The following is a 16,151-nucleotide window of genomic DNA, read 5'->3' as shown; positions in this document are numbered from 1 at the left end:
GGCCGGACGAGATCGACATCGTCGACGGGCAGATGCAGGTACGTGGCGACTCGGGCCGAGCAGAGACCTATCGGGACATGTTGCGCCGCCGCGGCGAACCGAGCATCGAAGCGTCCGAGACCTACACTCCCGAGGACGTAAGTGCCCGGTTCTCCATGCATGCATATGGAGCCGTGTTCGCCGAGGTGGCCGTGGACGAGCTGCTAGGAACCGTGCGGGTGCGGCGAATGTACGCCGTGTACGACGCCGGCCGAATCATCAACCCAAGGATGGCGCACAGCCAAGCCCTCGGCGGAATGACACAAGGCATCGGCATGGCTCTGCTCGAGTCCGCAGAAGTCGACTACCGCGACGGACGTCTGGTCAACGCGAACCTTTCCGACTACCTCGTGCCGGTCAACGCCGACGTCCCCGTTCTGGACGCTGCGTATCTCGACGCCCGCGACGACATTGCAGATCCGATCGGTGTCAAAGGCCTGGGTGAAGTTGTCATGGTGGGAGTTCCCGCAGCAATTGCCAACGCTGTGTACAACGCGACGGGGCGCAGGGTGAACGATCTTCCCATCACAATCGAGAGCATGCTCTAGACCACGGCACGAAGCAGGTGCGGCCGGTAGCGCGCGCTATCGGCCGCACCTGCTTCGCGGTCTCGGACTGTCCCACTTACGACGGATCGGTCGGATCCCCGACACTGATGACGGCGATGAGGTCTCCACCTTCGACCTGCGCGACACCGGTGATCGCGAGGCGGGTGATCCGTCCGCCGCGTGGTGCGCTTATTGTGGCTTCCATCTTCATGGCCTCGATGGTGGCCAACGTGTCCCCGACCGAGACCGAATCCCCCTCCGCCGCAACCATCGTCACGACTCCAGCGAACGGTACCGCCACGTGAGACGGATCGTTTCGGTCCGCTTTCTCCGACGCCGGGGCATCCGCCGCAATCGACCGATCGCGCACCGACACCGGGCGCAACTGCCCGTTGAGGATGCACATCACCGTCCGCATTCCGGCGTCGTCGGGCTCCGAAATGGCCTCGAGCCCGATCAGCAGCTCCACACCCTTTTCGAGCTTCACCCGGTGCTCGTCACCCTGTCGTAGACCGTAGAAGAACTGGTTTGCCGACAACGACGAGGTGTCGCCGTACTTCTCGCGGTGTTCGGCCAGTTCCTTGGCGGGGCCGGGGAACAGCAACCGGTTCAACGCTTCTCGACGGACCGGTCCGGCTGTGTCGAGGGCTGTCTCGTCGTCGGGTGTCAGGGGTGCGTCAGGGCGTGCCCCGGTTCGTCCGGCGAGCGCCCGTTCTCGGAACGGCTCCGGCCATCCACCGGCCGGTGTCCCGAGGTCGCCGCGCAGAAAGCCGATCACCGAATCGGGGATGTCGTACTTTCCTGGGTCCGCTGCGAAGTCGTCCACGCTCACCTGCGCACCCACCAGGTGCAGTGCGAGATCACCGACCACCTTCGAACTCGGTGTCACCTTGATCAGTCGACCCAGCAGCCGATCCGCGTCGGCGTAGGCCCGCTCCACCAGCTCGAATCGATCTCCGAGTCCGAGCGCGATGGCTTGCTGGCGCAGGTTCGACAGCTGGCCGCCAGGAATTTCGTGCCGGTACACCCGCCCGGTCGGCGAGGGCAGCCCGGACTCGAACGGCGCGTACACCTTTCGCAGAGCCTCCCAGTACGGCTCTAGATCGCACACGCTCTGCAGGCTCAAACCGGTATCGCGTTCGGTGTTCGCCGCAGCCGCCACGATGGCCGACAACGCCGGCTGAGACGTCGTGCCCGCCATCGGAGAGGACGCACCGTCGACGGCGTCCGCCCCGGCCGTCCATGCAGCGAGGTACGTCGCCAGCTGCCCACCGGGTGTGTCGTGAGTGTGCAAGTGCACCGGAAGGTCGAAGTTCTTGCGCAGCGCGCTCACCAAAGTGGTCGCCGCCGGTGCCCGCAACAGACCCGCCATGTCCTTGATCGCCAACACGTGCGCGCCGGCGTCGACGATCTGCTCGGCAAGCCTCAGATAGTAGTCGAGGGTGTAGAGGTCCTCTCCAGGGTTCGACAGGTCACCGGTGTAACTCAGCGCCACTTCCGCTACGGCAGAACCAGTTTCGTGCACGGCGTCGATGGCCGGTCGCATCTGGTCGACGTTGTTGAGCGCGTCGAAGATACGGAAGATGTCGACGCCGGTCTGCGCGGCCTCCGCCACGAACGCGGACGTCACCTTCTGCGGATACGGGGTGTACCCCACAGTGTTGCGACCTCGCAGCAACATCTGGAGACAGATGTTGGGCACGCCCTCGCGAAGGGAAGCCAGCCGCTCCCACGGATCTTCGTGCAGGAACCGCAGCGCCACATCGTATGTCGCGCCGCCCCATGCTTCGATCGAGAGCAGCTCCGGTGTCGCTCTCGCCACGTAGGGAGCTACCGCCATCAAACCAGTCGTCCGTACACGCGTCGCCAACAACGACTGATGCGCGTCTCGGAACGTCGTGTCGGTGACCGCAAGCGCTTTCTGCTCACGCAGTGCGCGAGCGAAGCCTTCGGGACCCAGCTTCTGGAGACGTTGACGACTACCGTCCTGCGGGGGAACCGTCATGTCCAGTCCCGGCAGTTTGTCTCTCGCGTAGACCACTGTCGGGCGACGGCCGTGCGGCATGTTCACCGTGATGTCCGCGAGGTAGCTGAGAATCTTTGTACCTCTGTCACCGGAGGCGAACGACGTCAGCAGACCGGGCCGCTCCTCGATGAACGAGGTCGTGATGTGTCCGGCTCGGAAGTCGGGATCTGCCAGAACGCTCTGCAGGAACGGGATGTTCGTGGCCACGCCACGAATGCGGAACTCTGCGATTCCCCGCCGCGCGCGGGCGACCGCGTCATCGAAGGTGCGGCCACGGCAGGTGAGTTTGACCAGCATCGAATCGAAATAGGCGGAGACCTCCGCACCGGTGGTGGTGCCACCGTCCAGACGCACACCGGCCCCACCAGGCGTCCGGTACGCGGTGATCCGCCCGGTATCGGGGCGGAACCCGTTCGCCGGATCCTCCGTGGTGATACGACACTGCAACGCCGCCCCACGAATCGTGATGTCCTCCTGTCGAAGCCCCAGATCCGCCAACGACTCACCCGACGCGATCCGCAACTGCGACTGCACCAGATCGATATCGGTGATCTCCTCGGTGACAGTGTGCTCGACCTGAATACGCGGATTCATCTCGATGAACACATGGTGTCCGTCGCGATCGACCAAGAACTCCACGGTCCCAGCGCACGAATAACCGATCTTCTTCGCGAAGGCGACCGCGTCTTCGCACAACCGAGACCGCAACGCCTCGGTGATGTTGGGGGCCGGTGCAATCTCGACCACCTTCTGGTGGCGACGCTGCACCGAGCAGTCTCGCTCGAAGAGATGGATGACGTTGCCGTAGGTGTCTGCAAGGATCTGTACTTCGATGTGCCGGGGCTCGATCACTGCTTGCTCGAGGAATACCGTCGCATCGCCGAACGCCGACTCAGCCTCTCGCGCAGCAGCTTCGATCGCGTCGCGCAGACCTGCGATCTCTACCACCCGACGCATGCCGCGGCCGCCACCGCCCGCGACCGCTTTGACGAACACCGGAAAGGTCATGGTCTCGGCTGCCGCCATCAACTCGTCGACGTCCGAAGACGGTTCAGAGGACGAGAGCACGGGCAGACCCGCGGCCTTCGCCGCTGCTATGGCACGAGCCTTGTTCCCCGTCAGCTCCAACACATCGGCAGACGGGCCGACGAAGGTGATTCCAGCCTCCACGCACGCCGCCGCCAGATCCGGGTTCTCCGACAAGAACCCGTACCCCGGATAGATCGCATCTGCGCCGGCGCGGACCGCAGCATCGACGATCTTCGTCACCGACAGATAATTGCGCACCGGATGTCCGGGCTCGCCGATCTCGTACGCCTCATCGGCTTTGGTGCGGTGCACCGAATTTCGGTCCTCGAACGGGAACACCGCAACGGTGCCCGCTCCGAGCTCGTAGGCAGCACGGAATGCTCGAATTGCGATCTCGCCACGGTTGGCGACCAATACCTTGGAAAACATATGGACAGCAAACCCCTCGACGAGCTGGAATCGGACTGTTGAGTCGTGCAGAACTTCAGTCGGTCACAGGTGGGTACCATTTCTGCATGAGGTCGGTCTGATCGGCGGAGCCCCCGAGTCGTTCGACCGCCTCGTCCATCATCTCGGCGACCAACGATCCGACTCGCAGTTTCTGCCCGACGTGGTCTGCCAATGCCCCGGCGAGATGCGCGTCCTTACGCATCAATTCGAGCGTGAAGCCCTGCTTCAAGTTGGGGAAGACGATCTCGGGATACGTGTAGTCGGTGACGTAACTGCGCCCGGACGATACGTTGAGGACGTCGATCATGACATCGGGCGGGATTCCGTACCGCTCGGCGAGCGTGATCATTTCGACCGTCGCGAACCGGTTGCAGTGGTTCAGGAGGTTGTTGACCAGTTTGGCGGCATGTCCGGCACCGACCGGCCCCAGGTGAAACACGTTGGAGGTGATCGTGTTCAGCAGCGGCTCGGCGCGGGCGAAATCCTCGTCGGTTGCGCCGACCATGAGGGTGGCCAGACCGTCGTAGGCGCGTCGAACCCCGCCGGCGATCGGTGCGTCGATGTAGGAGATCGATTTCACGGCGAGGTCGCGGACGAGTCCCTCGTCGACGATGGGCGTGCTGCTCGTGGTGTCGATGACGAGTGAACCCGGACCCATCTTCTCGGCCAGGCCGCCGTCGCCGAGCAGAAGCTTCAGGACGTTGTCGGGGCCGGGAAGAGACAGGAACACGACGTCGCATGTCGCGATCTCGTCGAGTGGTGCGAACCTCGCTCCCCGTTCCTCCAAGGGAAGTGCGAGGGCGGGGTTCAAGTCGTTGACCAACAACGTGTTCGTGTCGACGAGTCGAGACGCGATGGCCGACCCCATCGCTCCGATGCCGACGAATCCAATACTCTGCGACAAAAGTCCGCTCTCCTCAATCAGTCTGACAATTCACATGCTGCTATCCAGTGGCCCAATTGTCAATGCAGAGAAGCGTTCCTGGCGACGTGATCGGCACCGGACCGCCGAGATGGAGCATCGATCTGCCGTACAGACAGGGCACACAGGGCCGAGGTGACGGTCGATGCCGCGATCCAGAGCACGACCGGCAGCCCGGAGTCCATGTCCGCCACCAACTTCCTCAGCACCAACGGCGTAACCGCACCGCCCAGAATGACTCCCAGGGTGAACCCGATCGACAGACCCGTGTACCGGACCGCGCCGTCGAACGCCTCGGCGAAGAACACGCCGATGGTTCCCCACGTCATCGAGTAGCCGGTCAACATGACCAGGTACGCAACGAGAACGACGGCCTGGTTCTCCGTGTCGAAGGCCCGCATCCATCCGTACGCGGTCACCGCGATAGCCAGATTGCCCGTGATGAAGATCTGCTTCCGACCGACGCGGTCGCTCAGCGCACCGAAGAAAATACTGGCCGCGATCACCCACACGGCCGCCGCGATGATGATCACGAGCATCTGGATTCGGGTGAAACCGTGATTGGAGCCGTACGACAGACCGAAGACGGTCGCAGAGTAGAAGGTCGCCGAGTTGCCCACGGCTGCACCGGCTATCAAAAGAACAGCCATCTTGTGTCGACGAAGAACGACCAGCGCGGGGGCCGGCGAGACGACATGAGACTTGCGCAGGGCCTCGAACTCGGGGCTCTCCTCCAGACGCAACCGAATGATCAACCCGAGGATGACGAGCAGACTGCTGATCCAGAACGGAACGCGCCACCCCCAGCTGAGGAAGGCGTCGTCGCCCATCGCCGCGCCGACCACCAGGAACACGATGTTCGCCACGATCAGGCCGCACTGGGCACCCGTCTGAACCCACGAACTGTAGAAACCCCGCTTGCCCTTGGGGCTGTGTTCGACAGTCATCAGCACGGCACCGCCGTATTCGCCGCCCAGCGCAATACCTTGGATGAAGCGGAGAACAACCAGCAGGATGGGGGCGGCGATCCCGATGGTGACGTATGACGGAATCAGCCCGATGGCGACAGTCGCGGCGCCCATCATCACCAGAGTCGTCACCAGAGTCACCTTGCGACCCACCCGATCCCCGAAATGACCGAAGACGACTCCACCCAGTGGCCGAGCCACGAATGCGACGCCGAAGGTCGCGAGCGACAACAGCGTGCCTGTCACCGGATCGGAATTGGGGAAGAACACCGTGCCGAACACCAGCGCGGCAGCGGTTCCGTAGATGAAGAAGTCGTAGTACTCGATGGTGGTGCCCATCAAGCTGGCGATGCCCACCCGTCTGACGTCATTCTTGGAAGGTGTCCTGGACACGGTGTACCTCAATTCCGATGGTCGCTTGCGAGGCGCTCGCGCAACTCGACCTTGCGAATCTTTCCGCTCATGGTCTTCGGCAAGTCGTCGACCACGATCACGCGTTCGGGGCAGTAACGCTTGGCCAAGCCGGACTCGATCAAGAAGTCCCGCAACGATTCCACTGTCACCGCGGAGCCAGGTCGGCACCGCACGAAGGCGCACGCTCGCTCGCCCAGCCTGTCGTCGGCGTACCCGACCACAGCCACATCGGTCACGGCCGGATGGCGGAAGATCTGACTCTCCACGGATCCGACGGGAATGTTCTCGCCGCCGCGAATGATGATGTCCTTGGTCCGGCCCGTGATCGTCACCGAACCGTCCGGGTCGTGGACCGCCGTGTCACCGGTGGCGAACCAACCGTTGTCGTCGAACGCTTCCTCAGTTGCCTCGGGACGATTGTGATAGCCGACGAACATGCCCGTACCGCGCAGCCAGAGATCGCCCACCTCACCGTCGACCGCGTCGTCGCCTTCGGCGGTACGAACGACGACCTCAGCACTCGCGAGCGGTAGACCGTCGGTGGTGCGATTGATGTCGTCGAGATCCGGCTTGCCGGACACAGCGATACCGAACTCGGTCATTCCCCACGCAGGGATCACGGAACATCCGAGCGCCTCTTCCGCCTCGCGCATCAGCGGGCGCGGGATGGGTGCGCCCGCCACTGCGATCAGGGCGAGATCAGGAGCGTTCTCGCGACAAAGCTCGGACGTACGCAGCAGGTCGATCAAGAACGTCGGAGAGCCCACCATCGTTGTGATGCGCTGCGATTCGATGACGCGAGCGCCGACGTCTGAACTCCACTTCTCCATGAAGACAGCGGTTCCGGCGAGGTGAACAGTGAACAGCGCTCCCCAGAAGAACCCAGTCGAGTGCCCTACCGGTGACATGACGAGATTTCTGAACGGTCGACCGAGCGACTCGGGACCAACGTGAACAGCCCACCCACGAACCACGACATCGAGGGTGGCGTGCAGGTTCATCACGGCCTTGGGTTCGCTCGTCGTCCCCGAAGTGAAGGCGAGCTGAGCAACGCCGAGGGGATCGGCCGGCACCTCGACGAATGCCTCCGCTTCCCCAAGGAGCGCGTCGAGCGACACGGTCCCCTCGACTGGCTCCCCGACGACCACGATCGTCAGATCGTCGTTCAGACGGATCTTCTCCGACAGGGCAGTGGTCACGACGTCGGTGGTCCCGTGGAAACGAGAGACGACGAGCATCTTCGTTCCGGTCGCAGCGGTCATCGACTCCACTTCGTGCGAGCCATATGTGATCGGAATGCCCGAATATGTCGCTCCCGCCCTCAGCACGCCGTAGACGACGCCAAGGAACTCCGCCGAATTCGTCATCATCACGGTCACCACGTCGCGTGGTTTCACACCGTTGGCCTGCAGACCGGCTGCGACCCGTCGGCTCATCGTGTCCAGCTCGGCATATGTCGACTCGCCGACGATTCGCCCGGTGTGGTCGACGCTGACCGCCGCTACCCTGTCGGGATGGCGGGCGACCGCGTCGTCGAGGAAAGCCCACAACGACTCCGGCCGCCACTCCCCCTCGTCCAACCGGCGGAGCGCTTCCTCGTACGTGACGACCGAACCGTCGGGCAACCCTCTGGTCATAGTGTTCATCGTGCTGCCGGGACGCCGACTCGCATCGTGACGATGCTGCTGTCGCGTGCCGACTTTCGGGCCTCGACATCGAAATCCGGTGTCGCACAGAAGAACAGCGTGCGACCGTCCTCGCCACCGAGTGCGCACGCGAAGACACAGGAGCCCGGGTCGACGTTCTCGACGATTTCACCGTCGACCAGGCGAAGCAGCCGATCCTGTCGGATGTCGGCAAGCCACACACCGCCCTCGGAATCTATGCACGACCCATCAGGGGAGACCGTCAACTCCTTCATCGCGTCATCCGCGGACCGCGACGTGGGCAGCGGACCGAAGGTCGCCCACACCCGTCGGTTGACGAGCATTCCCGAGTCGGTCAAGTCGAACGCCGTGATGCGATTGCCGAACGTCTCGTTGACGAGCATGACGTTGTCGTCGGTGATCACACAGCCGTTCGGGAACCACAGGTCGTCGGCGACGCGAGTGATTGTCCCGTCCGGATCGACTCGGTGAATGCAGCCGCATCGCATGTCCTCGCCTGCATAGAGGTCGAACCCGAAGTCGCCCAGGTACGCTCGCCCCTGAGTGTCGACGATGATGTCACCGAGGAATCCGCCGACATGATCGGACAGATCCGCGTGCACGACGACGGTCCCGTCCGGTTCCCGCCGGAGCAGCGTCTTGTCCATCATCGACACGATCAGCAAACGACCGTCGGGCAGCCACCCGAGACCCGACGGTTGATTGGGCACCGTCGCTTCCTCTCTCAGGTCCGAGCCGTCCTCGCGTGCCGACTGAACCTTGTGGGTGTACAAATCGGAGAACCAGATACGGCCGTCGTGCCAGCGCGGCCCTTCTGTGAACGTCATTCCGGGAACAATGGTCTCGAATTTTTCGGACACAGTGGACTCCTCAGTGGTGGTTTCTGTCCGAATGCTCATGCTTCGGCGCGCCTCCGTCCGCGTTGTGCGTAGGCGTAGGTGCCAACTGCGATCAGCAGAATGAATCCGTAGATTGCCTGCCGCGACGAATCCGGGATGTTCAGCAACGGCGTGACGTTGTTCAGAAGCGAGAGGAACAAGGCTCCCAACATCGCGCCGATGAACGAGCCGCGGCCGCCGGTGAGTACCGCGCCACCGAGGAACACCGCCGCGAAACAGGTCAACGTGTATCCCGAGCCGACCGAGTTCGATCCGATACCGGTCTGCGACGCCAGGAACACGCCGGCGACGACAGCACCGAATGCGCAGACGAGCAATCCGATGGTTCGCACACGAGCGACCGGCTGGCCGACACGTCGGCTGGACTCGATGTCGAAGCCCGTCGCGCGAAGTGCGAGACCGGCCGCGCGGCGGTACAGCCACCATTCGCCTGCCAGTGCGACGAGAACGAGAACGATGAAGGCGGTGGGGACGAATCCGACACCGAGAGCGAACAAGTCGTACAACTGTGGCGCGATGACACCTTCGGGGGTGGGTCGCAGAACGATCGCCAATCCGGCGATGATCGCCATGGTCGCCACGGTCGCCACGATCGGGTTGATCTTCAGCTTTTCGATCAGCAGCGCATTGAGACCACCGACCGCCAGCGCGGTGAGCAGGAGTAGCGGTATCGCCACGATCAGGGTGCCCACGGACAGATCCGGTAGCACAAGGGAGGCGATCACCACCGTCAGGCTCATGGTCGATCCGACCGAGATGTCGAGACTGCCCGAGATCATCGTGTACTGCTGTCCCAGGGCGACGAATGCGAGTGGCAACGTCAGCAACATCAAGTTGGCCCAGTTCTGCGGTGTCCAGAAGACATCCGACTGCGTTCCCGTGTAGATCGAGACCAACGCCAGAAGGACGAGCAGCATGGTGACGGGCACGTACGCCGGGGCCTTGGCCAGTAATCGGCCGAGCCAACTGGGACCGATCGGAAGCGAGGACACCTCCTCGTCGACGTCCACTGCGCCCACGAACGAGCTGACGATCGCGGATTCGGTTGTGGGGCAACTGATTTCCTCTATCACCGCACCCTTGGACATGACTACCACCCGATCGCACAGGCCTGCGAGTTCCGACGAGTCCGAGGAATTCACCACGACGGCTACACCGGACTCGGCCGCATTCGCCAAGAGCCGATAGATGTCCAAGCGCGCCTTGGCATCGACGCCCTGTGTCGGCTCGTCGACCATGAGGACTTTGACCTGCTTCATGGCCGCGCGCGCCAGGACGGACTTTTGCGCATTGCCGCCCGAGAGCCCGCCAATGGGCTGGTAAGGGGACACCGTCACGATTCCCAGACTGGCTTTGACGTCCTCGAAGCTCGAGCGTAGTCGCCCGGGCAGAGCCAAGCCGAAGGGTCCGGCGTCCGATCCGAGCTGGGTGGTGGCGTTGGACATCACCGACAGCGGAAGGAACACCGATTCTGCGGCCCTGTCACCGCTTTGGAAGCTGATTCCCGCGTCGAGCGCGGATGGAGGCGACAACCGCGAGATGTTCTTGCCGTCGATCGACACCGAGCCGCCGGTCTGACCGATACCGATCATTCCGCGCAGAGCAGCCCGCTGGCCGTTACCTTCTGCGCCTGCGACGCCGACGATCTCGCCCGCGCGCACACTGAAGTCGATGGGTCCGTACCCGGGACCCGACAGCCCGGTGACCCGAAGCCGTTCGGCAGCAGCGGAATCCACGCGCTTGCGTTCCGGGAACTCGAGGGCGGTCGGCGCACCGACCATGAGTTCGACGATGTCGTCGACCTCCCACTCCCCCGAATCGAAGGTGCCCTGCCCGATGCCGTCGCGGATGACCGTGATCCGATCGGCGAGGCGTCGCACTTCGTGGAGGCGATGGCTGACGTACACGATGGCCGTGCCGTCCTCACGTGACTGACGAACCAGTCCCTCGAGGTGCTCTGCGTAGCGCATGTCGAGTGCTGCCGTCGGTTCGTCGAGCATCAGCACCAATGGGTTGTGGCACATCGCTTTCGCGACTTCCAGAAGCTGGCGTGCACCGGGACCCAGTGCGACCACCGAATCGGACGGCTTGAACGGAAGATCGTACTTCGCCAGCAGCCCGGTCAGATTCTCCGGCGGTGCCTCGCCGATCGAGTGGAAGGACAGTGCGATGTTCTGCTCGACCGTCATGTTCGCGATCAGAGAGGTGTCCTGGTACGCGACCATCAGTCCCAACATGCGCGCCTGGCGCACCCCGCGGCCACCCAGCTCCTCGCCGCCGATGATCACGGTGCCCTGATCGGGCACGACCACTCCTGACGCCGACTTGATGAGTGTCGACTTCCCCGAACCGTTTTCGCCCACCAGGGCGTGTACTTCACTGGGGAGCACATCGAACGACACAGCGTCCAACGCGCGAACTCCCGGATACGTCTTCGTGACGTTGCGCATCACCAGCGCGGGGGTCCGGTCCGAGTCCTGCGTCAGCTTCTCGCGGGTGCGAACCGAGGTGTCACGATTGTTGTTGTTCATGCCAGTTTCTTCTTCCGGATTGATGGCCGCGGGCATCATGACGCCGACAATGCGAGTCGAATTTGTTCGGGGGTCAGCAGGCTCGGCACCGGTGTGCTCGCGGGGATCGAGCTGTCCATCTGATCGAGAATGTCGCCCACCGGAACAACAGGATTCGGTGAGATCATTTGTTGGTCGACGTCCTGCCCGGCCCTGAGCATGATTCCGGCCGTCACCGCGATGCGGCCTGACCAGACTTGACTGTTGGTGACGAACCCGACGGGCTCGAGCCCCGCGTCTCGCGCCTCCGAGAACGCTGTCAACCAGGACTGGTTGACCACGTCGGACATCGTGACCGGCGGAGTCGCACCTCGGTCGATGAACGGACGCACGAGATCCTCGGGGGTGTAGTCGTAGACGACAGCGCCCGGGTTCTCACCGGAGGCGAGAAGCGCATTGGCCGCTTGCGATGTGCCCTGCGGAGTCCACTGGGTGAATCCCTCCACGGATTTCTCCCAGCCGTTGTCGGCCATCGACTGATCGAGGCACGGCTGCCAGACCGCTGCGTTGCCATTGCCCGGGATTCCCGTGTAGAGCGCGTAGGTTTCGGATGATGACCCGGCGGCAGCGATCATGTCGCCGGCCTCGGCGTAGGTCTGGCACAGATCAGGAACGACCTGGGCCGACACCGTGGCGGCAAGGTCGGCGGGGAGCGGAGTCTGCGCCTCCACCACCAGGATCCCGGCATTCTTGGCCTGCTCGAGCACCGGCCCGATCGCGCCGCCGTAGATCGAGTTGATCACGATGACGTCGACCTGCTGAACGACCAGGCTGCGGAAGTTCGCGAGGAATCCGGCTACGTCGGTCGAGGTGTTGTAGATGAATCTGCTGACCTGCGGTGACGCGATGGCCTGAGCGGTGATCTCGGCGCGGAAGATGCTTCGCCACGGGTTGACGTTGTCGTTGGCGAACGCGACGGTCATCGATCCTCGACCCGTCTCGCAGGTGTTGTTGTCGAGGCAGTCGGCGTAGACGGCGTCCAGTTCGGGGGTGAACGGAACCGAGGCGACGGCCATCGTGTTGCGGATGACCGGGTTCAGGGAATCGGCGGGGATGTTCTGTAGGAACGCCTTGTCGATGGTGGCCTGCAGAGCAGCCGGATCGGCCACATCGGCCGAAACGGGCTCGACCACACCGCGTTCGACCACGGCGGAGGTCGTGCTGGAACAACCGGCACCGAACACCAGTAACGGTACGAGGGCCGCCAGGTACAGCCAACGGGGTCTACGCAGTCGCGCAGTGATCATCGAACTCTCCGGATTTCGTGAATGCGGGTGGGAACGTCCAGCCTGATCGGTCATTTCTTCACCCGCACGGCCCCGGTGATGCGGCGCAAGCCGCTGGCACCGAACGTCGCGAGCGTGATCGCTGCCACCGCAGTGACCAATGCAATGCCCTGCACCATCGTTCGGGCACCCGCCGACAGGCCGAGGATCGCGAGTACTTGATCCAGCAGCTGAAGGAACAGGCTGGCCACGACGACGCTGAGGACACTTGCCGGTCCGCCTGCGAAGATCCCGCCCGCAATGCCGACTGCGGTGACCGTTGCCAGCTGATAGGGCATTCCGATGCTCACGTCGGGGGTACCGACGAAGCCGGACACGAGTACACCGGCGATGCCGTAGAGCAGTCCTGCAGCGGCGAAGGCTGACACGCGAACGGTGGTGACCCGCACTCCCAGCGCCCGCGCTGCCCGTGGGTTGGACCCCACCTCGGCGACTCGGCGACCGGCGCGCGTGAGGTGCAGAGTTCCCGCGACGAGCAGGGCCACCACGACTGCGACGAGGAAGCATGCGTTCACTCGGAGGATCGACGTCTGAGTGAAGTCCTGCAAGACCTGCGGCGCAAGACCGGACAGCGAGAACGAGACGCCGGTCAGGTAACTGATCAGACCGCTCACGATGCCGAACGTGGCCAGGGTGACGATCAGCGAGTTCAGCCCGAGAGCGGAGATCAGGATGCCGTTGACGACACTGATGGCGATGGCCGTCAGGATCGCCGCGAAAATGACGAGCGTGACGTTCGCTCCTTCACCACCGAAATGGACCACGATGCCGGCGACTGCCGCGATGATCGCGGGTACGGACAGGTCGATCGCGCCCAACATGATAATCAACATCTGGCCGAGAGCAGCTAGTGCCAACACCCCGGTGAGTGCTGTGACCACCCAGATGGAGTCGCCCGACAGTGCCCGCGGGGTGGCGAAGAGGGCGACGACGATAAGAAGCCCCAGCGCGCCCCATGCTGCGAGGTAGCGGCCCGGGTACCGGTACTTGAGATCGGTGAGCACGCGCTGCCTGCTACTGCGGGACGCCTCCGCAGGCCTACCACCCTGAATGATCGTTGACATTTGCCACACTTTCTTTACAGTCGGTCAAAAGTGTGACCGAGTGATCGAAGTCATACTATTACTCATGTCTGGCTCTTCGTCAACGATTGATCGAAGCTCGCCGAAATCTGGTCGTGTCACGCCGAGGCGGATGCACGCCGAAGACCCGACCGCACGATCAGCGGTCGGGTCGATCAGTGTTCAGGTCAGGACATCAGCCGGCGGTCGAACGATCAGACAGTCCCGTACACCCGGGCAACGATTGCGCGGGCACGAGCAATGACTGGCGGGTCGATCATCTTACCGTCCAAGGCCACAGCTCCTCCGTCGTCATCAACGCCTTGCGCCTCGATCATCTCGAGTACCTTTGTCGCCCATGCTGATTCGTCGGGTGACGGCCGAAGAGCGTCGTGTACGGCACCGATCTGGCGCGGATGTATGCACAGCTTCGCACCGAGGCCCAGAGCGAGAGCATGAGCGACATCGTCCGCGAGCTGCGCGGTGTCGTCGATACTCGCGGTGACGCCATCCACGGGTGACGCGAGTCCCGAAGCCGCGCTGGCAAGCACCAACTGCGAACGCGTGTGCCGGAAAGCGTCTCGGCAGTCCGGATCGACGCCGAGCGCCACAGCAAGATCCATATGGCCGAGAGCGAGACGAGATACTCCGTCCGCTGCGGCGATGGACTCGGAGTTCACCACACCCCTCGGCGTCTCGATTAGCGGTACCAAAGGTGCGGACAACTCACGGTGAAGCGACGCAAGCCTGGACGCAGAGTCCGCTTTGGGCACCATGATCGCTGCACCGCCACCGCGCATCGCGCGGACCTCGGTGCCGTGCCACCGTGTTCCGTGGGCGTTGATGCGAACCATCGTCAGCGCACCGTCGACACCTGCGTCGGCTCTGGTCAACCATTCTTCTACCGCACGTAGAGCCTCGCCCTTGTCGGAAGGTGCCACCGCGTCCTCGAGATCGAGAATCACTACATCAGCGCCGGCCGCGTGAGCTTTGCGGAACAGTTCCGGCCGAGAGGCGGGGACGAACAGGAACGTTCGCGCCGCACCGACTGCATCTGCGGCCCTCATCGCACGAGCACGATCGGACGCCACGCGAGAACTTCGTCGAGTTTGCCATCAACATGCCTGCGGGAGGTGGTCACCTTCAGTCCGAGTGCATCGACTCCGGAAGCGTGCGAGGTCACGCTTTCGATGGCCACCGTCGACGCCAGAACGTCGCCCTCGTGAACCGCAGCGAGGTGGTCGCACCCGTGCCATCCCGCGACGGCGACGATCCCCGGTAGGGCCTGACACACATGATGGAATGCGAGCCCGATGGTGTGTCCGCCGTATACGAGTCGTGAACCACCGCCGGCCGCACTGTCGTGATGCACGCGCGCGACGTTTCCTGTCAGACGAGCGAGTTCGGGTGCGCTGGAGACGACGTCGCCACCGAGAACGCGCAGTTCTGTTCCGATCTTCGACGGCATACCGGTCGACCGGGGAATGCCGGCTATGTCCCAGTCGGTGATCGAGGCGAACATATCGGTCTCCACAGGGAGGTCGTTCACCGTCGCGATGTCGTCGGCCTTGTCCGTCGGCGGGGCTCCGGGCGACAGGAGCAACATGGCGCACCGTCGATAGTCCAGGACTGTGCGTCCGCGTTGGTCGACCGTCGTGATGCGCAGAACTGCCAGTCCGGTAGGGGTCCGCGGAGCCTTTCGTGCATTTTCTCTCAGGGCTTCCACCACAGCCTTGGTCCGCAGAGTGTCGCCGATGGCGGGAAGTCGGTAGAAGAACAATCCACGGTAGAACAAGTTCGCCCGCACGTGCTGGGTCGCCGGCGTGGACTGGCCGATCGAGACATCCCACACGAGTGCAGGGCTCGCCAGAGGGCCACCGGTCACAGTCCGCGCTCGTTGTCGATCGAGCGAAAGCGCGAATCGATTGCCGACGATGGACTGATGGACGGCTGCCATGCCCTCGGTGAGGGTGACGGCCGGCGCCGTGTCGAACACTTGCCCGACCGTCAATTCATCGAAAAATGGACTGCGTTCGGTCGTGAGACGCTCACTTGTGCGACTGCGCACTTTCGGTCCAGTGATCAAGGATGTTCAACGCGATAAATATCTGACAGTATTCTAGCTGTTCACGTTGTCGATATGTGAAGGTTGAGTAACCGATGTCAGTGGTAGGTGAGCGTCTCACGACCGAACGCAGTCCATTTTTCGATGAATTGACGGTCGGGCAAGTGTTCGACACGGCGCCGGCCGTCACCCTCACCGAGGGCATGG

11 protein-coding genes and 1 pseudogene are annotated in these 16,151 nt (G+C 63.4%); 2 read left to right on the top strand and 10 right to left on the bottom strand.

Features of this window, described 5'->3' with window-relative positions; genetic code table 11:
• The coding region (locus tag CH256_RS15975; protein ID WP_143536595.1) for a xanthine dehydrogenase family protein molybdopterin-binding subunit at positions 1 to 587 on the top strand (587 nt) is incomplete at its 5' end.
• 76 nt (positions 588 to 663) lie between these two features.
• Here the strand turns inward: CH256_RS15975 and CH256_RS15970 are convergent.
• From CH256_RS15970 to CH256_RS15925, 10 genes are all read right to left on the bottom strand, one after another.
• On the bottom strand, positions 664 to 4,071 hold the full coding sequence (locus CH256_RS15970) for a pyruvate carboxylase (RefSeq protein ID WP_094670043.1): 3,408 nt from the start codon (positions 4,069 to 4,071) through the stop codon (positions 664 to 666).
• Between the two features lie 55 nt (positions 4,072 to 4,126).
• The gene (locus CH256_RS15965) at positions 4,127 to 4,996 is read right to left on the bottom strand and encodes an NAD(P)-dependent oxidoreductase (RefSeq protein ID WP_037189099.1); all 870 of its coding nucleotides are present in this window, start codon (positions 4,994 to 4,996) and stop codon (positions 4,127 to 4,129) included.
• A gap of 59 nt (positions 4,997 to 5,055) precedes the next feature.
• On the bottom strand, positions 5,056 to 6,339 hold the full coding sequence (locus CH256_RS15960) for an MFS transporter (RefSeq protein WP_256989451.1): 1,284 nt from the start codon (positions 6,337 to 6,339) through the stop codon (positions 5,056 to 5,058).
• Positions 6,340 to 6,383: 44 nt separating this feature from the next.
• Positions 6,384 to 8,033: an AMP-binding protein gene (locus CH256_RS15955; RefSeq protein WP_256989450.1), complete on the bottom strand. Its 1,650-nt coding sequence runs from the start codon at positions 8,031 to 8,033 to the stop codon at positions 6,384 to 6,386.
• Between the two features lie 5 nt (positions 8,034 to 8,038).
• Positions 8,039 to 8,890, bottom strand: coding sequence for an SMP-30/gluconolactonase/LRE family protein (locus tag CH256_RS15950; RefSeq protein ID WP_037189167.1), 852 nt, complete (start codon positions 8,888 to 8,890; stop codon positions 8,039 to 8,041).
• Positions 8,891 to 8,958: 68 nt separating this feature from the next.
• On the bottom strand, positions 8,959 to 11,493 hold the full coding sequence (locus CH256_RS15945) for an ATP-binding cassette domain-containing protein (RefSeq protein ID WP_179272124.1): 2,535 nt from the start codon (positions 11,491 to 11,493) through the stop codon (positions 8,959 to 8,961).
• A 35-nt stretch (positions 11,494 to 11,528) separates the two neighbouring features.
• Positions 11,529 to 12,779 carry a substrate-binding domain-containing protein gene (locus CH256_RS15940; protein ID WP_179272123.1) on the bottom strand — a complete coding sequence of 417 codons (1,251 nt, stop codon included), beginning with the start codon at positions 12,777 to 12,779 and terminating at the stop codon, positions 11,529 to 11,531.
• A gap of 50 nt (positions 12,780 to 12,829) precedes the next feature.
• On the bottom strand, positions 12,830 to 13,882 hold the full coding sequence (locus CH256_RS15935) for an ABC transporter permease (RefSeq protein ID WP_094670038.1): 1,053 nt from the start codon (positions 13,880 to 13,882) through the stop codon (positions 12,830 to 12,832).
• Positions 13,883 to 14,094: 212 nt separating this feature from the next.
• A complete protein-coding gene (locus CH256_RS15930; RefSeq protein ID WP_037189165.1) occupies positions 14,095 to 14,946 on the bottom strand; it encodes an HpcH/HpaI aldolase/citrate lyase family protein in 852 nt (283 codons plus the stop codon).
• Positions 14,943 to 15,875 (bottom strand): acyl dehydratase, encoded by a 933-nt coding sequence (locus CH256_RS15925; RefSeq protein WP_230596194.1) that lies wholly within the window; start codon positions 15,873 to 15,875, stop codon positions 14,943 to 14,945. The genes CH256_RS15930 and CH256_RS15925 overlap by 4 nt, the downstream gene beginning before the upstream one ends.
• Before the next feature lie 164 nt (positions 15,876 to 16,039).
• On the opposite strand from CH256_RS15925, the pseudogene CH256_RS28635 reads away from it, so the two are divergent.
• A pseudogene (locus CH256_RS28635) lies at positions 16,040 to 16,151 on the top strand (acyl dehydratase); the annotation flags it as partial.

Origin of the sequence: Rhodococcus sp. 05-2254-6 (assembly GCF_002258565.1) — a bacterium.
Classification (GTDB): Bacteria; Actinomycetota; Actinomycetes; order Mycobacteriales; family Mycobacteriaceae; genus Rhodococcoides.
The sequence above is the reverse complement of the archived record's forward strand: the minus strand, read 5'-3'. Positions and strand labels throughout refer to the sequence as shown.

Excerpts from the sequence above, each read along its gene's own strand:
- CH256_RS15950 (WP_037189167.1), bottom strand. The coding sequence starts at position 8,890 with ATGACGTTCACAGAAGGGCCGCGCTGGCACGACGGCCGTATCTGGTTC.
- CH256_RS15970 (WP_094670043.1), bottom strand. The coding sequence starts at position 4,071 with ATGTTTTCCAAGGTATTGGTCGCCAACCGTGGCGAGATCGCAATTCGA.
- CH256_RS15940 (WP_179272123.1), bottom strand. The coding sequence starts at position 12,779 with ATGATCACTGCGCGACTGCGTAGACCCCGTTGGCTGTACCTGGCGGCC.
- CH256_RS15935 (WP_094670038.1), bottom strand. The coding sequence starts at position 13,882 with ATGTCAACGATCATTCAGGGTGGTAGGCCTGCGGAGGCGTCCCGCAGT.
- CH256_RS15955 (WP_256989450.1), bottom strand. The coding sequence starts at position 8,033 with ATGACCAGAGGGTTGCCCGACGGTTCGGTCGTCACGTACGAGGAAGCG.
- CH256_RS15930 (WP_037189165.1), bottom strand. The coding sequence starts at position 14,946 with ATGAGGGCCGCAGATGCAGTCGGTGCGGCGCGAACGTTCCTGTTCGTC.
- CH256_RS15945 (WP_179272124.1), bottom strand. The coding sequence starts at position 11,493 with ATGAACAACAACAATCGTGACACCTCGGTTCGCACCCGCGAGAAGCTG.